The organism is Rubrivirga halophila (assembly GCF_046845755.1).
Taxonomy (GTDB): Bacteria; Bacteroidota; Rhodothermia; order Rhodothermales; family Rubricoccaceae; genus Rubrivirga.
Genome location: NZ_CP177357.1, coordinates 3,462,764 through 3,480,726, shown reverse-complemented (window position 1 = coordinate 3,480,726; position 17,963 = coordinate 3,462,764). Strand labels below are relative to the sequence as shown.

The following is a 17,963-nucleotide window of genomic DNA, read 5'->3' as shown; positions in this document are numbered from 1 at the left end:
TCTCGCCCCCTGTCCCGTGATCCACGTCTTCGCTCGCCGCCGCCCCTCTCCGGTCGCCCGGTCCTTGCGCCTCGGCGCCCTGCTGGCGGTCGTCGCCGGCGGGGCCGGCGCCCAGCCCAGCGGCACCGACGCGCCGTTCGTCGTCCCGCGCCTGAGCGGCCCCATCGCTCTCGACGGGCGCGTGGACGAGGCCGCGTGGGACGCCGTCGCGCCGCTCGACCTGGTGACGCACTGGCCGACGTTCGGCGACGCGCCGTCGGAGCCGACCGAGATCCGGCTGGCCTACGACGACGAGGCGGTCTACCTCTCGTGCCGGTGCTACGCCCCGCCCGAGGCCGTCTTCGCCGCCTCGTTCGCGCGCGACCTCAGCACGCTCGCCACGGACTACCTCAACCTCAGCCTCGACACCTACAACGACAACACGACCGGCGTCGCCTTCCACACGACCCCGACGGGCTCGCGCACCGACGCCACCCACGCGGGCGACACCGGCGCCAACGACGACACGTGGAACACCTACTGGGACGCCCAGGCGACGATCACGCCCGAGGGCTGGTTTGCCGAGATGCGGATCCCGTTCTCCAGCCTGCGCTTCCAGCCCGACGCCGACGGGCGCGTGACGATGGGGCTGAGCGCGTGGCGGTACCTCGGCAAAAAGAACGAGCTCGACATCTACCCGGCCATCGAGCCGAACTGGGGGTTCTGGAGCTTCAACAAGCCCTCCCAGTTCCAGAAGGTCGTGTTCCAGGACATCGAGGCCCGGCGGCCGGTCTACGTCACGCCCTACGTCTTGGGCGGGCTGGGCCAGTCGTTCGACCTCGACGATCCCGGGGCGGCGGTCGTCCGCACCGACGACACCGTCACCGAACTAGGCGCGGACGTCAAGATGAGCCTGTCGGACAACCTCACGCTCGACCTGACGCTCAACACGGACTTCGCCCAGGTCGAGGCCGACAACCAGCAGGTCAACCTCACGCGGTTCTCGCTGTTCTTCCCCGAGAAGCGGCAGTTCTTCCTCGAGCGCGCGAGCCTGTTTGACTTCGACCTGGGCGGCTCGAACCGGTTGTTCTACAGCCGCCGGATCGGGCTCAACGACGGCCAGGCGGTGCGGCTGCTGGGCGGGGGCCGGGCGGTCGGCCGCGTCGGCGGGTGGGACGTGGGCCTGATCAACCTGCAGACGGCGCGGCGGACGCCGCTCGACGGGGCCGCGCTGCCGTCCGAGAACGTCGGCGTGCTCCGCCTGCGGCGCCAGGTCCTCAACTCGCAGTCGACGGTCGGCGGGATGCTGACGAGCCGGCTCGGCGACGACGGGACGACGAACGTCGCCTACGGCCTGGACGGCGACCTCCGCCTGGGCCGAGACGCCTTCGCCGAGCTCCGCTGGGCGCAGACGTTCGACGACGCGGTCGACGGCGGCGGCCTCCTGGACCACACGCGCGTGCGGGCGTCCATCGAGAGCCGCCAGTACACGGGGCTCGGCTACGCGGCCAAGGTCGAGCGGGCGGGCCGGGCCTACCGCCCGGACCTCGGGTTCGAGCTCCGGGAGGACTTCACGGTGGGCGGCGCGAAGCTCTGGCGCGGCTGGGGCCCGCGGCCGGGGTCGCCGCTCGCCCGGCACCAGGTGCTCGTCGGCAGCGGGACGTACTTCCGCAACGCCGACGGGACCGTCGAGACGGTCGAGTCGAGCGCCTCGTGGGAGGGCACCTTCACGTCGGCCGCGTCCCTCCGCGCCGGCCTGGACGTGACCTACGACGACCTCCGGGACGGCTTCTCGCTCTCGGACGACGCGGCCGTCCCGGCGGGCGAGTACACGTACGCCGCGGCGAGCCTGTCCTACGACACGCCCGGCGGGCGCCCGCAGGCGGGCACCGTCTTCGCGAGCGGCGGCGCCTTCTACGACGGCTGGCGGGCCACGGCGGGCGTCGCCCCGACCTGGGTGGTCTCGAAGCACCTGACGCTGAGCGGCGACTACGAGGTCAACCGGATCGGCTTCCCGGACCGCGACCAGACGTTCACGGCGCACGTCGGGCGGCTCCGGGTGCGGGCGGCGCTCGACACGCAGTGGTCGCTGGCGTCCTTCCTCCAGCTCAACAGCGCGGCCCGCGCGGGGCTCGCGAACGTCCGGCTGCGCTACAACCCGCGCGAGGGGAACGACCTCTACCTCGTGGTCAACTGGGGCTTCCACACCGACAGGCTGCGGGCGTCGGCCGGGCGGCCGCTCACCGCCCAGCGGGCCGTGCTGGCAAAGTACACGACCACGTTCGCGCTCTAGCGGCGACCTTACGGACGGATGCCAACCCTTTGCGAATGGACGACCTGCCCTCCTCGGCGCCTCCGCCCACGATGCGACCCCAGCGGGCGTGGACCATCCTGGGGCGGCTGGCGCAGGCCGTCCGCGAGCAGAACTGGGTCGCCGTCGCCCTCGAGGTCGTCGTCGTCATCGTCGGCGTCGTCATCGGGTTCCAGGTGACCGCGTGGGGGCAGGCCCGCGCCGACGCCGACCGCGAGGGCCGGTACCTCCGCCAGCTCCACGCCGACCTCGTCGAGACCGAGCGAGACATCCGCACGGTCGACTCGCTGATGGCCCCGCAGGCCCGCTCGGGGACCCGGCTCGTGCGCGCGTTCTTCCTCCCCGAGGAGCCGCCCGAGGACTCGGTGATCGCGTGGTTCCGGGGGGCCACCCGGACCCTCTACGTCCGCCCGGTCGTGGCGACGGAGGAGGCGCTCGTGTCGACGGGCGACCTGACGCTCATCCGCGACGACTCGCTCCGGAGCGCCATCACCGCTCACCTCGGAGTCGTCCGCCGCGCCCTCTACGTCCAGGACGACATGCTCGCCCGGTGGGCCGTCCCGTTCACGGCGCTGATCTCGCGGCTCGACCCGGTCGCGTTCGACGCCCACGGCCGGACGCCGGCCCAGGTCGACTCGCTCCGCGGGGACCCGCTCTGGCCGATCCCCGCCACCCCCCGCGCCCGGTTCCCCTTCGACGTGGGCGCGTTCCTGAACGACCAGGACGCCTACAACGACGCCGAGATCATGCGCAACGTCCGCATCCAGCTGAGGGGCCAACGCGCGTGGCTGCTCCGCGAGACCACCGCCCTGCGCGAGCAGGTCGACGCCTACATCGAGCGATGACCGACGCCCCCACCCCTCCCGCCTCGGTCTCGCCGCCGACCGACCCGGCTCCGCCGCCTCCGCGCCCGGGGCGGCCGTGGACCATCCTCGGGCGGCTGTCCAAAGCGATCCGCGAGCAGAACTGGTTCGCCGTGGGGCTGGAGCTGGTGATCGTCGTGCTCGGCGTCGTCATCGGCTTTCAGGTGACGGCCTGGGGGCAAGAGCGCGCGGACCAAGACAAGGAGCAGACCTACCTCCGCCAGCTCTCGCGCGACCTCGCCGAGACCGAGCGGCTGGCGGTCGACCTCGCTCGGACGATGGCCCCGCTCGAACGAGCGCCGCGCCGGCTGGCCCAGGCCTACTTCCACCCCGAGCCGCCGCCTCGCGATTCCGTCGTCCACTGGGCCGCCGTCGCGCCCGCGTACTGGGAGATCAGCCCCGTCCTGGGCACCGCCGAGGCCCTCGTCTCGACCGGCGACATCGGGCTCATCCGCGACGACTCCCTCCGCATCGCCATCACCGCCTACCTCGAGAAAGCGCGGGAGAACATCAGGGGGTGGGGGGCCTGGAAGGACGTGCTCCTCCAACAGACCGACGAGTACGGCGCGACGACGCCGGTCGCGTTGCTCTTCGCGGAGTGGGTCGGCCCCGCCGCGCTGGACTCGCTCGACCGCGCCGACGCCTGGATGGCGCTCGTGCCCCCGGGCGTGGCCCTTCCTATGCTGGATGCCGAGGCGCTCGTTCGCGACGAGCAGGTCCACCGCCTCATGGTCCGGATCGCCATTGTGAAAGACAACATGGCGATCAACCGGCGAGAGATCGCCCAGTACGCGGCGGCGCTCCGCGAGCAGGTCGACGCCCACATCGAGCGATGAGCGAGGCCCCCACCAATCCGCCCGCCTCGGCCGATCCGCCGACACCCCTCGCCGCGTCGCCGAGGCGGACCTTTCTCGGCCGGCTGGCGGCGGCCGTCCGGCGGCAGGACTGGTTCGTGGTCGCGCTCGAGGTCGCCATCGTGGTGCTCGGCGTCGTCATCGGGTTCCAGGTCACGGCGTGGGGGGCCGAGCGGGCCGCCCGCGTCCAGGAGCGCGAGATGCTCCGGGGCCTCCGCGCCGAGCTCGCGGCCAACGTCGAGTTGCTGGACCGCGTGGCCGACGAGCACCGCCAGACCATCGGGCAGGCCCGCCGCGTGCTCGCGTGGACGGGCCCCGACCCCGCCGCCGTGCCGCCGGCCGTCCTGGACACGCTCATCACCGACCTCATCAACGAGATCCCGGCGTTCCACCCGGCCATGGGCGAGGTCGAGGCGATGCTCGGGGCCGGCGACCTCGGGCTCGTCCGCGACGACACCCTCCGGGCCATGCTGGCGTCGTGGCCCAACCGGCTCGAGCGGCTCCGCGCCGTCGAGGACGAGATGCGGGCCGACGTGCTCGACCGGCTGTTCCCCTACCTCGTGGACCGGACCCCGCTCGTGACGGCGGACCGCCAGGTCGGGGCCCTCGCAGTCGACCGGCCCAGCCGGTTCCCCCAGCGCTACGACGCGATCCTGGCGGACGTGGTGTTCGAGAACCACACCGAGAACCGGTGGGTGATGGCGGAGGCGATCCTGGCGGAGGCCGCGCCCGTCCGCCGGCTGATGGTCGGGATGGTCGAGCGGATCGACCGCGAGCTGGCGCCGCCCCACGCCCCACGCTGACCTATGGCCGAGACCGACGACCACCCGACCGGGCCCGACGCCCCCACCACGCCCCTGTGGCGGCCGTGGACGTTCCTCGGGCGGCTGTCCAAAGCCGTCCGCGAGCAGAACTGGGTCGCCGTCGCGCTCGAAGTGTGCATTGTCGTGCTGGGTGTCGTCATCGGGTTCCAGATCACCGCGTGGGGGCAGGCCCGCGCCGACCACGCCCGCGAGCGGGGCTACCTCGAGCGCGTCCACGAGGACCTCCTGGCCGACACCGGGGCCCTCGACGCGCGGATCGCGTACTACGCGGGCGTGACGGGGTTTGCCGAGGCGGCCGTCGCGCACGTCGAGACGGGCGCGCTCCGCGACGGCTCGCCCTGGGCGACCGTCGTGGCCTACTACCACGCCTCGCAGATCCTGCCCTACGCCTCGACCCGGCGCACCTTCGACGAGATGCGCGAGGCCGGCGACCTCCGGCTCGTCCGCGACGCGGCCTTGCGCGCCGAGTTGGGCGCCTACTACAACGACACCGAGGTCTCGCAAGGCGGCTGGCTACTCCAGGAAGTGCCCGCCTACCGCGAGCGCGTCCGCGGCCTGACGTCGCTTCAGGTCCAGCGCTACGTCAACGCGTCCTGTAGCACCTTCGAGGGCTTCGACCAGGTCCTGACCGACTGCCCGGCGCCGATCTCCGACACCGAAGCCCGCGCGCTCCTCGATCGCTACCGCGCCGCTCCGGGGCTCGCGGAGGACCTCCGCTACTGGGCTTCGACGCTCGGCATCGTCGCCGTCGTCCTGCCCATCAACCGGGCCGCAGCCGAGGCGCTGATCGCCCGCGTCGCCCCCCCGTCGCCATGATCCTGCGCCGCCTCACCCAGCACGTCCGCGACCAGAACTGGACGGCCGTCGCCATCGACTTCGTGATCGTCGTCGTCGGCGTGTTCCTCGGCATCCAGGTCAGCAACTGGAACGGCGAGCGCGCCCTGCGCGCCCAAGAGCGCGACCTCCTGACGCGGATGAGGATCGAGGCGTCCGACGCCAGCGCCGAGATGGCGGCCTACCGCGAGCAACACGCCTTCATCCTCGATGGGGCCGTCCGGCTGGCGGTGCGTCTCGGCAGTGCGTCCTGCCTCCCGATGGACGACGAGATGAAGGCGTGGGCCATGGGGGTCGTCGACTTTCCGCCGCCGCGGTTCTCGCTGCCGAGCGCCGAGGAAGCGCTGGCGACGGGCCGGCTCTCCCTCATCCGGTCGCCCGCCGTCCGCGACAGCGTCCGGGCCGTCGCCGACGAGATGGCGTTCATCAACCGGCAGTGGCAGCGCTATTCCCGCGTCAAGCACGACATCGAGCAACCCTTCTACGGAGCGGCGGGGCTCGCCCTCAAGGGTGGGTTGGCGACCGTGCCGGGGACCGTCTGGTGGGGCGAAGATCTGGACCAATACCAGTTCCGCACGCCGGAGGGCGTGTGCGGCAATTCCGACATGGTGGCCCTCGTCTCGAATGTGGCGATCACGCAGTCGATCTACGTGGACTACCTCGACGAGGTGGCCGTCCGGCTGGAGGCCTACCGTGCGAGCCTCGCGGACGGTGCCGGCCGCGGGGCGGGGGCTCCGGCCCACTCCGAGGGAGGCCCATGATCCTGCGCCGCATCATTCAGCACGTCCAGGACCAGAACTGGACCGCCATCGCCATCGACTTCGTCATCGTCGTCGTCGGCGTCTTCATTGGCATCCAGGTCTCGAACTGGAACGCGGAACAGTCCGAACGCCACGACTATGAGAGGGCGCTCGAGCGCTACGCCGCCGAGATCGACGCCAACCTGGCCGACCTGCAGGATCTCGAAGCGAGGGCTCTCGACCGGCGGGCCATCGTGTTCGCCGCCCTCGACACGCTCCTGACCTGCCAAGACAGCCCAGACAACCGGCGCACGGTCGAGGCGGGCGTCCGGCTCATCATCGGCACGTACGGCGTGGGGATCCGGACGACCTCGCTGCACGAACTCACCGAGTCGGCCCCGCTGCTGGCCCAGCAGTCCGCTGCCGAGCGCCGACTCCTCAACGACACGCGCGTCCGGATCGACTACCTCCTCGGCTCGGGAGCCGAGCTTGAGAGCCGGCCGCACGCGATTGCCGTCCAGGACAACCCCATGCTCGGCCTGGGCGAGCGGGAGATCGACGAATTCGAGAAGTACACGCGAGGTGCCGATCACCTCCCGGCGCTCCATCCGCTCGTCCTGGCCGAGCCGCTGGACGTGGCGTGCCGGGACGACGCGCTCGTCAAGGCCTTCTACACCTGGGAGTACTGGCAGAGCTTCGTCCCCAACCTTACACGCGGCATCCAGGAGACGCTCGAAGACAGCCGGGAGGGGCTGGGCCTATGATCCTGCGCCGCATCACGCAACACGTCCGCGAGCAGAACTGGACGGCCATCGGGATCGACTTCGTGATCGTCGTCGTGGGCGTTTTTATCGGCATCCAGGTCTCGAACTGGAACGCGGCCCGCGTCGACCGCGAGGCCGAGGCGCGGTACCTCCGGGATCTCCGCGAAGACATCCGCGAGGACCACCTGGACATCGTCGCGGTCATCGAGTCGGCGAACGCTCGGGTTCTCGCGGTCAACTCCATCCTGCGAGACGCGCTGGGGGAGGCGCCACCGGATAGCCTCCGCATCCCGACCGGCTCCCTGTCGACGATTGGGACCCGCGCCATCCCGCTGCCGGAGGGGCCGCCCCCCGCTCCGGAGACCGCGCCTCTCCTGTGGGCGACGATCAACTTCACGCGCGTCGTCAACGCCAACCAGAGCGGGTACGACGCCCTGGTCAACTCGGGCGACATCCGCCTCCTGCGCGACCATGACCTGGTCCGTGCCCTGCAGGCGTACTACAACCTGTTCGAGGGGCTCGAACGGGTGCAGGAGCGGCAGTTCCGGGCGGCGTGGGAGGCCGTGGTCGCTGCGGGGCGTCGGGCGGGGTTCTCGCCCCTCGGCCCCGTTGAGCCCGAGGCGCTGGCTGAGCGCGCGCGCACCGACCCGGCGTTTGCGGCCACGCTCCGCGAGGCGCGAGAAATGGCCGTCCTGCACGCTTCATTCGCATCCGGCCTGGAAGACCGCGCGGACGAGTTGCTGTCCATGATCCCCCCGGCGAGCCGATGATCTTGCGCCGCATCACCCAGCACGTCAAGGACCAGAACTGGACGGCCGTCGCCATCGACTTCGTGATCGTCGTCGTGGGCGTCTTTATCGGGACCCAGGTCTCGAACCTCAACGAGGCGCGGAAGGACCGCGCCCGCGCTGCGGTCTATTCGGAACGGCTCCGGGCCGAGCTCCGGACCGAGTTCGTCTACACCCGGGCCCTCACCGCCTACTACGACTCGCTGCACCACGCGAGCGACCTCGCGTACCGGGGCCTGACCGGACAGACGCCCCTCGACGACCAAGCCCTCCTGGCCAACGCGTACCGGGCGACCCAGTACAACTGGTACGAGCGCCGACGGGCGGCCTTCGACCAGATCGTGTCGTCCGGCGCGATGGCGCTCATCTCCGACGTCGCCCTGCGCGAGGCGGCGATCGGGATGTACACCACGCCGGTCTTCGGCCTCATCGTGGAGGAGGGCGAGGCCGCGGCCTATCGCTCCCTGTTCCGCATGACCATCGAGCCGTCGCTGCACGACGACCTGGGGCGCAACTGCGGCGACCAGGAGGTCGCGAGCGACGAGGTCGACGGCGTGCTGCTCGTGATCGGGGGGCCCTGCCCGCTCGACTCGAGCCCCGAGGAGCTGGCCGCCGGGGTCCGCGCGCTCCAGAGCGACCCCGAGATCGTGCGCACGCTGCGCCTCCGCCAGGCCCAGCTCGGCGTCCGGGTCTACGACCTGGACTTCACGCTCCGGACGTACGGGCTGTACACGCTCTTCGGAGAGGGGGCCACGCCATGATCCTGCGCCGCATCACCCAACACGTCAAGGACCAGAACTGGACCGCCATCGCCATCGACTTCGTGATCGTCGTCGTCGGCGTGTTCGTCGGCCTCCAGGTGAACAACTGGAACGCGGGGCAGGGCGACCGTCGCGCGGAGCACGCGGCCATCGAGCGGTTGCTCGTGGAGCACACCGAGAACCTGTCCCAACTCGAATCCGACAGGGAGGCGCACCACCAAGTGCTCGAGGCCGCCAGTCAGCTGCTGTCGATGATCGGCCCCGACCCGGACCTGCCGGCCGACACGGCGCGGATCGCGCGCACGCTGCTCGCCAGCCTGAACAATCCGACGTTCAGCCCGCGACTGGGCGCCACCCAATCGCTCATCGCCTCGGGAGAGCTGCAGCTGATCGGCGACCTCGAACTCCAGAGCCGGCTGACCGCTTGGCCTGCGCAGGCCGATGAGGTGCTGGAGTGGCAGCTGATCGAGCGCACCCACGGCGAGGAGTTGATCGTCGGTCTGACGTTCGAGTACATCGCCTGGCCGGATGTCGATGTGGGAATAGGGGTCACAGAACAGGCCAGCCGGTTCGATCACGACCTCACCGGACTCTTCTCCTCGCGACAGTTCGAGGGGTTGCTCTACAACCGCCGGTACAACATCCGGCAGATCATCGAGGACATCGAGGCTCTGGAGGGCGCCACCACCGAGTTGATCGGCGACCTGCGCGAGCGACAAGCCCAGATCGCCGAGGGGGCCCGATGACCGACGCCCCGCCCCCACCCGGAGCCTCCCGCGAGACCTCCGAGCCGCTGGTGCCCGAGGCGACGGCCCCCACGCCGGGGGCCACCGCGGCGCCCGGGCCCCCCGCCGCGCCGCCGCTCTCCGGCTGGCGGCTGCGGCTGGCGTGGGCCGGGCTGGCCCTCCTGGTCGTGTGGGGCGTCGCGCTCAACGTCCAGGGCATGCCCGTCTACCGGGCGACCTACGGGGAGGCCATCGACGCGGCGGCGCCGCTGCACATCGACATCGACTTCCGCAACGGCGGGGTCCGCGTCCGTCCGCAGTCCGGCGGCGTGGCCGAGCAGGCCGGGCTCCCCGAAGGCCGGCTCCTGGCCGTGGGCGACCGCCCGGTCGCCGGCGACGACACGTACTTCGACGCGGCGGCGCTCCTCCGCGCCACGCCCGGCGATGCCGTCCGGCTGACCGTGGCGGCGCTGGAGGGCGACACGGTCGCGGTCGTCGTCCCACGCACCGACGCGCTCTCGCCCGAGATCGCGAACATGGGGATGGACGTCGGCACCTACGAAGGGATCATAAACGGCATCGTCGTATTGGTGTGCCTCGGGTTTCTCATCGGGGCGGTCGTGCTGGTGCTCCGGCGGAGCCGGGGCGGCGTCGCCCTGCTCGGGGCGGCCACCTTTGCGGGGTTCGGGTTCACGATGCCCTTCCAGGAGTGGGGGCGCTGGGCGCTCCCCACCGCGGACGGCGTGGCCCTGGGCGCCCTCGCCACCTCGGGCTGGGGGTTCGACTTCGTGGTCGGCGGCGTGATGATCGCGTTTCTGATGGTGTTCCCCGACGGCCGGGTCCGCCCCCGGTGGGCCTGGGCCGCGATGGCGCTCCACGTCGTCGGCTTCTGGCCATTGCTCCACGTCCGGCTGTTCGTCTCGGACCCGGCGGTCCTGTCCGCCGCGGCCGTTGCCCGTCCCCTCCAGGTCACCCTGCTCCTCGGTGTGCTCGTCGCGGCGCAGGCCGTCCGGTACCGCCGCCAGCCGCCGGGCGTCGGGCGCCAGCAGACCAAGTGGGCCACGCTCGGGGTCACCGTCGGGCTCGCGTGCTTCGGCGCGCTCATCGTCATCTCGGCATGGCCGGTCGAGGTCCGGACGGTGGGGTACTGGCGGACGATCCTCGCGGCGAACGGGCTCGCGCTGGGCCTGGTGTTCTGGCCCATCGGCGTGGTGGCCTCGCTGACGCGGTACCGGCTGTGGGACGCCGAGTCGGCGTGGAGCCGATCTGCTACCGCGGGCGCCCTCACGCTGGCGCTCACGGCCATCATCGCTGGGGGAACGGCGCTGGTCCAGTCGGTGCTCGGCGCGACCGGTCCGCTGGCGCTGGGGCTGGCGACGGCCGCCGCGGCCGTGTTTTTTGTGCCGTTGCAAACGCGCCTGGGCGCCTGGGCCGACCACCGCTTCCTGCGCGACCTCCAAGACCTCAAGACGGGCCTGCCCGATCTGGTGGGCCACCTGCGCGAGACCGAGAGCGTCGAAGGGATCGCCGAGGCCGTCACGGACCGCGTGGCGCCGGTCGTCCACGCCACGCACGCCGCGCTGGTGGTGCCCGAAGGTGAGGGCTGGGAGGCCGTCGGTGCCGAGGGGATCACGCGAGAGGCCGCGACCGGCTGGGCGTCGTCCGCCGGGTTGTCGACCCCGCCCGACCTCGCCGCGACGCGCCGCCAGCCGTGGCGCGAGGTCGTCTGGCGCGAGGCGACCGACCGCCGGTTCCCCGTCCGCGTCGCGCTCCGAGCCGAGCGCGGCGGTGGCGAGATCGCGACCGAAGGGTGGCTGCTCTTGGGGCCCCGGCCGGACGGCTCGGGCTACGGGCCGGACGACCTCGAAGCCGTCGCCGAGATCGCGGGGCCGGTCGGACGTGCGCTTCAGGTCGTCCGCGTGCGGGAGAGCCGAGCGCGCGCGCGCCGCGCCGACCGCGATCGCATCACCGAGACCCTCGACGCGCTCCGCGCCGACCTCCAGGGCCTTCGTGCCGCCCGCTCCTCATGACCGCGCCCCACTCACCCGTTCTCTCCGCCTTCCCATTCCTGCGATGCTCCGACTGACCCTGCTCCTCCTCGCTGTCCTGCTGGCGGTGCCCGTCGCCAGCGGACAGGGCCTCCGCGCCCGGGACCTCGGCATCCCGTTCGAGGGCATCCCCGGCCCGCTCAACGCCATCACCGACGTGCCCGGCGTCGAGGTCGGGCACACCACGATCATCGAGGGGGACGGGGCGCTCGTCAAGGGGGAGGGACCGGTCCGCACCGGCGTGACCGCCATCCTGCCGCGAGGGCGCACCTTCGACCCCGTGATGGCCGCGACGTACGCGCTCAACGGCAACGGCGAGATGACCGGCGTCCACTGGATCGAGGAGTCGGGCTACCTCGAGACGCCCATCACCATCACCAACACGTTCAGCGTCGGCGTCGTCCGCGACGCGGTGATCGCGTGGATGGACTCGACGGCCCTCAACGCCGACCCCGCCGGCGGGCTGTGGTACACGTACCCCCTCGTGGCCGAGACGTACGACGTGCTCAACGACATCCTGGGCCAGCACGTCACGCGCGCCCACGCGTTCGCCGCCCTGGACGCCGCCGCGCCCGGTCCGGTCGCCGAGGGCAACGTCGGCGGCGGGACGGGCATGATGGTGCACGGCTTCAAGGGGGGCATCGGGACCTCCTCGAGGCTGACCGGCAGCGGGCACACGCTGGGCGTGCTGGTCCAGGCCAACTACGGGGGCCGCGACCGCTTCCAGGTGGCCGGCGTCCCTGTCGGGCAGGAGATCACGGACCTGATGCCCAACTGGGACGCGATCCCGCGCGGCTCGATCATCGTGGTGGTGGCGACCGACGCGCCGCTCTTGCCGCAGCAGCTCCAGCGCCTGGCGGAGCGCGTCCCGCTCGCGATTGGTCGGATGGGGGGCGTCGCCTCGAACGGGTCCGGCGACATCTTCGTCGCCTTCTCGACGGCGAACGCCGGGGCCTGGGCCGAGCGCCCGGTCGCGGCGCTGGCGTCGATGCCCAACGACGACATGACCGACCTGTTCGGGGCGACCGTCGACGCGACCGAGGAAGCGATCCTGAACGCCATGGTCGCCGCGGAGACCATGACGGGCCGCGACGGCCTGACCGCGCACGCGCTCCCGCACGACCGTCTCCAGGACGTTCTCCGCCGGTACAACCGCTGGGTGGAGCCGTCCAGCCTGCCGCGCGTGGCCGTCGCGACGCCGTCCGACCTCGACGCCTGGGTCGGGCGCTACGAGGGCGACGGCCCCTTCGCGAACGCGCAGATCACCTTGGAGGGCGACGTGCTGATGCTCGAGGCCGGTCCGGGCCGGCGGCGCATCGTCCGGCTGGGGAGCGGCGAGTGGCGCCTGCTGGGGACCGCCCTCACCCTCGAGCCGGCGCCGTCGGGCGTGCAGGTGATGCGTGGGGGGGAGCCCGCGTTCCTGCTGGACCGCGTCGACGAGTAGCGATTCGCGCCCGAGCGCGCGGCCCCACCGCTCGCCGTCCTATCCTGCTGCACCCTACCTCGATGACCCCACCGACCGATCCCACACAGCCCCCACTCCCACCGAGGCGGGGATCACGATTCTGGGGCGGCTGGCACAGGCCGTCCGGGAGCAGAACTGGTTCGCCGTCGCCCTCGAGGTCGTCATCGTGATCGTCGGCGTGGTGATCGGGTTCCAGGTGACCGCCTGGGGGCAGGACCGGGCCGACCGCGCGCGCGAGCGCGAGTACCTCCGCTCCCTCGTGGCCGACCTCCGGGCGGACTCGGCGCAGATCCGCCGAGCGATGGACGACGCGGAGCGCCGGGGGCGGGCCACGCGGCAGCTCCTCGCGGAGATCGAGGGCGACGCCCGCCTCTCGCCCCTCGAATTAGCCGTCGCCGTCGAGGAGACGATGTGGTTCAACTTCCCCGCCTACACCCGCACGACCGTCTCGGAGCTGACGAGCACGGGGAACCTCCGGCTAATCCGGGACGCCGGCCTCCGGCGCGAGCTCTCCGAGTACTACCAGACGATCGATCGGTCCGGGCAGTGGACCGGTAACTGGCGCCGGATCCAGATGGACCTCGAGGCCGTGCTCCCGGAGGTCCTCGACGTCCGGCACCGCCACGCCGTCACGGCCCACGTCAACGGCGTCCCCGTCCCGCCGTGGGCGGACGAGCTGGACGTCTCCGCCGAGGACGCGACGGCGATCCGCCAGGGGCTCCGGGGCCACCCGACGTACGCGACACGCTTGAAGGGGATGGCTCGGATCCACGGGACGCTCTACGCCGGCCTCGGCCGGATCCGGGCCGAAGCCCTCGACGTGCTGCGGACCGCGGAGGCCGCGCTGGCACAGGCCGAGGGCGGGCGATGAGCGACCTCCCCCGCTCGGCCCCCCCGCCGACCGACCCGGCGCCCCACCCGAAGCGCCCGTGGACGTTCCTCGGCCGCCTCACCAAAGCGGTCCGCGAGCAGAACTGGTTCGCCGTCGCGCTTGAGGTCGTCGTCGTCATCGTCGGCGTGGTCATCGGCTTCCAGGTGACCGCGTGGGGGAACGAGCGCGCCGACCGGGCCAAAGAGCAGACCTACCTCCGCCAGCTCTCGCGCGACCTCGCCGAGACCGAGCGGCTGGCGGACGACCTCGCTCGGACGATGGTCCCGCTCGAGCGCGCGCCCCGCCGCCTGGCCCAGGCCCACTACCTCCCCGAGCCGCCGCCCCGCGACTCCGTCCTCGCCTGGGCGAGCGTCGCGCCGGTCTACTTCGATGCCAGCCCCGTTCTGGGGACGGCCGAGGCGCTCGTCGCGACCGGCGACATCGGTCTCGTCCAGGACGACTCCCTCCGCGTCGCCATCACGGCCTACCTCGACAAGTCGCGCGAGAACGTCCGGGGCTGGGAAGTATGGAAAGAGGGGCTGGTCCACCACACGCACGACTACGGCCGATACGCCCCCATCGCCACGATCTTCGCAGAATCGCTCGGGCCTGCCGCGCTGGACTCGCTTGACCGCGCGGACAACTGGATGGCCCTCGCGCCCCCCGGCGTGCCACTCCCCGCGTTCGACACCGACGCGTTCGTCCGCGACGAGCGGATGCACCGCCTGATGGTGCTCATGGTCATCGCCAAGGACAACATGGCGTTCCACCGGCGGGAGATGGCTGAGTACGCGGCGGCACTCCGCGAGCGGGTCGAGGCCGAACTGGACCGATGAGCGACACTCCCATCCCGCCCCCCTCGGCCCCTCCGCCGATGGAGCCGGCTCCCCCCACAGCGACGCCGAGGCGGCCGGGGACCATCCTCGGGCGGCTGTCACAGGCCGTCCGCGAGCAGAACTGGTTTGCCGTCGCCCTCGAGGTGCTCATCGTCATTGTCGGCGTGGTCATCGGCTTCCAGGTGACGGCGTGGGGAAGTGAGAGGGCCGCGCGGGCGACGGAGCAGGAGCTGCTGGCCAACCTCCAGACCGAGTTCGAGACCAACCGCGAGCTCTATGACGCGAACGCGGCCCGCCTCCGTCGCGCCATGGATCAGGCGCAGCGACTCCTGGCCCTAACGGGCCCAACCCCCCAGCCGCACCGCCCCGCCGAGATCGACTCGCTCCTCGTGGGCTTGCTCGGCTTCCCGGACTTCGCGCCCGAGACCGGACAGGTGCAGTCCCTCCTGAGCACCGGGCGGATCGTCCTGATCCAGCACGACAGCCTGCGCGCGGCGCTCGCGGCCTGGCCCGACGCATTCCAGATCCTGGAGCAGGAGGAGGAGAACGTTCGGGAAGCCGTCATCCACCGGTTTATCCCGTATCTCCAGTCGCGGGTGCCGCTCGCGACGATGGACTACCGGACCGGCCTCTACGAGGGCGACGGCCCGAGCCGCTTCGCGCAGGAATACGACGCGCTCCTGTCGGACATGGAGTTCGAGAATCTCGTCGAGGACCGGTACATCCTTTCCAAGTTTCAACTGCGGTCGGGCCAGCGGGGCCGCGAGATGATCGACGACGTCCTGCGCTGGATCTCCGACGAACGAGGCCCATGACCCACCCTCCCCCTCTGCCAGCCTCGGACGCCCCGCCACCCGATTCGCCGAGGCGGGCGTGGACCATCCTCGGCCGGCTGTCCAAAGCGGTCCGCGAGCAGAACTGGTTCGCCGTCGCCCTCGAGGTGGTCATCGTCATCGTCGGCGTCGTCATCGGGTTCCAGGTCACGAGCTGGGGGCAGGCCCGGGCCGACCGGGCGACCGAGCAGACCTACCTCCGCCAGCTCGCCGCCGACCTCGCCGAGACCGAGCGGATCGTGGCCGAGCGCGACGCCCGGATGGACGCGGCGACGCACGCGGGCCTCGACCGCCTCTTGCGCTCGTTCGACGCCCCCCAGCGCCCCCCGGCCGACTCCGTCGCCGCCTGGCTCCGGCAGGCGCTGTACGTCGCCTCGCCGCGCCCCGTGCTCGGGACCGCCGAGGCGCTCGTCGCGACGGGTGACCTCCGCCTCCTCGCCGACGACGCCCTCCGCGCCGCCGTCCTCCGCTACCTCGACGCCTCGCGCGAGAACGTGGGCGACCAGGCGGATGCGCGAGATGTCGCGTTCGACGTCTTATTCGGTGTCCTCTACCGCGACCACGTGGACATTCGGACGGTCGGGAGCCGCACGTACGACGATGGCCGCCCCACGTTCTGGGGCGCCCTGCCCGCCCTCTCGCCGACGGCCCCGTGGCAGCCCCCCTTCCCGCTCGACGTCGACGCCCTGTACAGCGACCCGGCGTTTTACCGAGCGCTCGGGATGTATGGAGTCGCCATCGGCGAGCTCGGGCGGAGCCGTCTCGTGATGCGCGAGGAGGCCGCCGCGCTCCGCCAGCGGGTCGAGACCGCCATCGTGCCGTGAACGCGCCGCGCCGTACCCTCCGGCTTCCCGCGCCGATCCCACCACCCCGCCCGTGATCTTCCGCCGCGTCCTCCAACACGTCCAGGACCAGAACTGGACGGCCGTTGGCATCGACTTCGTCATCGTCGTCGTGGGCGTCTTTCTCGGCCTTCAGGTGCAGGAGTGGAGCACCGAGCGCGCCCGGGCCGAGCAGGCGCGCGCCGACGCCGTCGAACTGCGTGAGGTGGCCGAGGAAGAGATGCGCGAGCTGTGCGCGGCTCGGTCCTACTACGCGACGACGCGCCTCTCCGCCGACCGGGCCCTCGCCATGCTCCACGCCGCGCCGGGCACGGACGCCGAACTCGTCGTCCACGCGTACCGCCCGACCGAGGCGATCACCTTCGGCCGGGAGAGCGGGGTGTACGAGAGCATCGTGTCGGCCGGGCGCCTCGGCGCCGTCGAGGACGAGGCCCTGACGACGAGCCTGCTCAACGTTCTCGGGAGCGACGACCTCCCCCGTGCGTACCGCGACGCCCACACGGCCCCGTACCGGGTGCACATCCGGCGGGGCATGGCCCACCCCGTGCAGGAGGCGATCCGGGCGCGGTGCAGCGACGACCGCTCGGGCGAGGCCGTCACGCTGGTCAGCACGTGCGCACTCGACGCACCCGCGGGCGAGGTCGCGCGCGCCGCCGCCGCGCTGCGCGAGGACGCCGAGGCCGCCCGGCTCCTGGCCGAGCACTACTCGCTGCTCAACATCATCGTCAACAACACCGCCATCGCCGCGCGGCTTTTGGCCGATGGGCTCGGCCTCCCCGACGCCGTCGACCCCTGCCCGGGGAGGGCGCCCGAGCCCGTGCTCCCGGTGGTCACGCTCGCCCCGGGCTCGCCATGATCCTGCGCCGCATCACCCAGCACGTCCGGGACCAGAACTGGACGGCCATCGCCATCGACTTCGTGATCGTCGTCGCGGGCGTGTTTATCGGGATCCAGGTGAGCAACTGGAACGCGGACCGCGTGGAGCGGGCCCGGGAGGCGACCTACCTCGCCCAGCTCCGGAGCGAGATCGCTAGCAACGCCGAGGCCATCGCCTACCAAGCGGTGTACGTCGAGCGAGTGGTCGAGGGCGGGCGCGCGGCCCTCACCTTCCTGGAGGCCGACGCCGACTGCGCCGCCGACTGCGAGACGGTCCTTGTCGACCTGTTCCACGCCTCCCAGGTGTGGGGGGCGGGCTACACCCGGGCGAAGTACGAGGAGATGGTCCGCCTCGGGCTCCCCACCGACGAGGCGACCGCCGGGGCCGTGCAGGACTTCTACCAGTTTATCGATGGGTGGGACACCGTCAACGAGGTGCCGCCCGCCTACCGCGAGCGCGTGCGCGGGCACCTCTCGCCCGAGGCCGCCGTCGTTCTCTGGAACGGCTGCTACGGGGACGTCGAGGGGCACTTGGAATCGCTGCCCAGCGACTGCGTGGACGGGCTCCGCGCGCTCGACGTCCAGGCCATGCTCCGGTCGGTCCGGGCCGATCCCGAGCTGGCGCCACAGTTGCGGTTCTGGATCGGCCAGAACGTCTTCGCGCTGGCCTTCTACCCCGACATGGGCGCCCGCGCCGACGCCGCGATCGCGGCCATCGACCGCGCCCTCGGCACCTGATCCCCCTCTGC

The 17,963-nt window shown here is 72.0% G+C and carries 18 protein-coding genes; all 18 read left to right on the top strand.

Annotation, left to right across the window (positions count from 1 at the left end; all coding sequences use genetic code 11):
* Positions 1-16 precede the first annotated feature (16 nt).
* The 18 genes from ACLIRP_RS15250 (at position 17) to ACLIRP_RS15165 (ending at position 17,952) form a co-directional block, all read left to right on the top strand.
* The gene (locus ACLIRP_RS15250; protein ID WP_412061324.1) at positions 17-2,272 is read left to right on the top strand and encodes a DUF5916 domain-containing protein; all 2,256 of its coding nucleotides are present in this window, start codon (positions 17-19) and stop codon (positions 2,270-2,272) included.
* Between the two features lie 35 nt (positions 2,273-2,307).
* The gene (locus ACLIRP_RS15245; protein WP_412061323.1) at positions 2,308-3,135 is read left to right on the top strand and encodes a hypothetical protein; all 828 of its coding nucleotides are present in this window, start codon (positions 2,308-2,310) and stop codon (positions 3,133-3,135) included.
* Positions 3,132-3,989, top strand: coding sequence for a hypothetical protein (locus ACLIRP_RS15240; protein WP_412061322.1), 858 nt, complete (start codon positions 3,132-3,134; stop codon positions 3,987-3,989). The genes ACLIRP_RS15245 and ACLIRP_RS15240 overlap by 4 nt, the downstream gene beginning before the upstream one ends.
* Positions 3,986-4,810 carry a hypothetical protein gene (locus tag ACLIRP_RS15235; protein WP_412061321.1) on the top strand — a complete coding sequence of 275 codons (825 nt, stop codon included), beginning with the start codon at positions 3,986-3,988 and terminating at the stop codon, positions 4,808-4,810. Before ACLIRP_RS15240 ends, ACLIRP_RS15235 begins: the two co-directional genes overlap by 4 nt.
* Before the next feature lie 3 nt (positions 4,811-4,813).
* Entirely contained in the window at positions 4,814-5,647 is an 834-nt protein-coding gene (locus tag ACLIRP_RS15230) for a hypothetical protein (protein ID WP_412061320.1), read from the top strand.
* Entirely contained in the window at positions 5,644-6,426 is a 783-nt protein-coding gene (locus ACLIRP_RS15225; protein WP_412061319.1) for a hypothetical protein, read from the top strand. Before ACLIRP_RS15230 ends, ACLIRP_RS15225 begins: the two co-directional genes overlap by 4 nt.
* On the top strand, positions 6,423-7,169 hold the full coding sequence (locus ACLIRP_RS15220) for a hypothetical protein (RefSeq protein ID WP_412061318.1): 747 nt from the start codon (positions 6,423-6,425) through the stop codon (positions 7,167-7,169). The genes ACLIRP_RS15225 and ACLIRP_RS15220 overlap by 4 nt, the downstream gene beginning before the upstream one ends.
* Positions 7,166-7,939 (top strand): hypothetical protein, encoded by a 774-nt coding sequence (locus tag ACLIRP_RS15215; RefSeq protein ID WP_412061317.1) that lies wholly within the window; start codon positions 7,166-7,168, stop codon positions 7,937-7,939. The genes ACLIRP_RS15220 and ACLIRP_RS15215 overlap by 4 nt, the downstream gene beginning before the upstream one ends.
* Positions 7,936-8,718 (top strand): hypothetical protein, encoded by a 783-nt coding sequence (locus tag ACLIRP_RS15210; protein WP_412061316.1) that lies wholly within the window; start codon positions 7,936-7,938, stop codon positions 8,716-8,718. The genes ACLIRP_RS15215 and ACLIRP_RS15210 overlap by 4 nt, the downstream gene beginning before the upstream one ends.
* Positions 8,715-9,464 carry a hypothetical protein gene (locus ACLIRP_RS15205; RefSeq protein WP_412061315.1) on the top strand — a complete coding sequence of 250 codons (750 nt, stop codon included), beginning with the start codon at positions 8,715-8,717 and terminating at the stop codon, positions 9,462-9,464. The genes ACLIRP_RS15210 and ACLIRP_RS15205 overlap by 4 nt, the downstream gene beginning before the upstream one ends.
* The gene (locus ACLIRP_RS15200) at positions 9,461-11,473 is read left to right on the top strand and encodes a hypothetical protein (RefSeq protein WP_412061314.1); all 2,013 of its coding nucleotides are present in this window, start codon (positions 9,461-9,463) and stop codon (positions 11,471-11,473) included. Before ACLIRP_RS15205 ends, ACLIRP_RS15200 begins: the two co-directional genes overlap by 4 nt.
* 43 nt (positions 11,474-11,516) lie before the next feature.
* On the top strand, positions 11,517-12,935 hold the full coding sequence (locus ACLIRP_RS15195; protein ID WP_412061313.1) for a P1 family peptidase: 1,419 nt from the start codon (positions 11,517-11,519) through the stop codon (positions 12,933-12,935).
* Between the two features lie 187 nt (positions 12,936-13,122).
* Positions 13,123-13,827 carry a hypothetical protein gene (locus tag ACLIRP_RS15190; protein WP_412061312.1) on the top strand — a complete coding sequence of 235 codons (705 nt, stop codon included), beginning with the start codon at positions 13,123-13,125 and terminating at the stop codon, positions 13,825-13,827.
* A complete protein-coding gene (locus tag ACLIRP_RS15185; RefSeq protein ID WP_412061311.1) occupies positions 13,824-14,663 on the top strand; it encodes a hypothetical protein in 840 nt (279 codons plus the stop codon). The genes ACLIRP_RS15190 and ACLIRP_RS15185 overlap by 4 nt, the downstream gene beginning before the upstream one ends.
* Complete coding sequence (locus tag ACLIRP_RS15180) at positions 14,660-15,478, top strand: hypothetical protein (protein WP_412061310.1); 819 nt, start codon at positions 14,660-14,662, stop codon at positions 15,476-15,478. Before ACLIRP_RS15185 ends, ACLIRP_RS15180 begins: the two co-directional genes overlap by 4 nt.
* Positions 15,475-16,320: a hypothetical protein gene (locus tag ACLIRP_RS15175; RefSeq protein ID WP_412061309.1), complete on the top strand. Its 846-nt coding sequence runs from the start codon at positions 15,475-15,477 to the stop codon at positions 16,318-16,320. Before ACLIRP_RS15180 ends, ACLIRP_RS15175 begins: the two co-directional genes overlap by 4 nt.
* 52 nt (positions 16,321-16,372) lie before the next feature.
* Entirely contained in the window at positions 16,373-17,194 is an 822-nt protein-coding gene (locus ACLIRP_RS15170; protein ID WP_412061308.1) for a hypothetical protein, read from the top strand.
* A complete protein-coding gene (locus ACLIRP_RS15165) occupies positions 17,191-17,952 on the top strand; it encodes a hypothetical protein (protein ID WP_412061307.1) in 762 nt (253 codons plus the stop codon). Before ACLIRP_RS15170 ends, ACLIRP_RS15165 begins: the two co-directional genes overlap by 4 nt.
* The last annotated feature ends 11 nt before the right edge of the window (positions 17,953-17,963 follow it).

Bases quoted from the DNA above. Each gene is read 5' to 3' on its own strand.
- ACLIRP_RS15245 (WP_412061323.1), top strand. From the start codon at position 2,308: ATGGACGACCTGCCCTCCTCGGCGCCTCCGCCCACGATGCGACCCCAG.
- ACLIRP_RS15240 (WP_412061322.1), top strand. From the start codon at position 3,132: ATGACCGACGCCCCCACCCCTCCCGCCTCGGTCTCGCCGCCGACCGAC.
- ACLIRP_RS15225 (WP_412061319.1), top strand. From the start codon at position 5,644: ATGATCCTGCGCCGCCTCACCCAGCACGTCCGCGACCAGAACTGGACG.
- ACLIRP_RS15175 (WP_412061309.1), top strand. From the start codon at position 15,475: ATGACCCACCCTCCCCCTCTGCCAGCCTCGGACGCCCCGCCACCCGAT.
- ACLIRP_RS15230 (WP_412061320.1), top strand. From the start codon at position 4,814: ATGGCCGAGACCGACGACCACCCGACCGGGCCCGACGCCCCCACCACG.
- ACLIRP_RS15180 (WP_412061310.1), top strand. From the start codon at position 14,660: ATGAGCGACACTCCCATCCCGCCCCCCTCGGCCCCTCCGCCGATGGAG.
- ACLIRP_RS15210 (WP_412061316.1), top strand. From the start codon at position 7,936: ATGATCTTGCGCCGCATCACCCAGCACGTCAAGGACCAGAACTGGACG.
- ACLIRP_RS15215 (WP_412061317.1), top strand. From the start codon at position 7,166: ATGATCCTGCGCCGCATCACGCAACACGTCCGCGAGCAGAACTGGACG.
- ACLIRP_RS15195 (WP_412061313.1), top strand. From the start codon at position 11,517: ATGCTCCGACTGACCCTGCTCCTCCTCGCTGTCCTGCTGGCGGTGCCC.
- ACLIRP_RS15185 (WP_412061311.1), top strand. From the start codon at position 13,824: ATGAGCGACCTCCCCCGCTCGGCCCCCCCGCCGACCGACCCGGCGCCC.
- ACLIRP_RS15205 (WP_412061315.1), top strand. From the start codon at position 8,715: ATGATCCTGCGCCGCATCACCCAACACGTCAAGGACCAGAACTGGACC.
- ACLIRP_RS15200 (WP_412061314.1), top strand. From the start codon at position 9,461: ATGACCGACGCCCCGCCCCCACCCGGAGCCTCCCGCGAGACCTCCGAG.
- ACLIRP_RS15220 (WP_412061318.1), top strand. From the start codon at position 6,423: ATGATCCTGCGCCGCATCATTCAGCACGTCCAGGACCAGAACTGGACC.
- ACLIRP_RS15165 (WP_412061307.1), top strand. From the start codon at position 17,191: ATGATCCTGCGCCGCATCACCCAGCACGTCCGGGACCAGAACTGGACG.
- ACLIRP_RS15235 (WP_412061321.1), top strand. From the start codon at position 3,986: ATGAGCGAGGCCCCCACCAATCCGCCCGCCTCGGCCGATCCGCCGACA.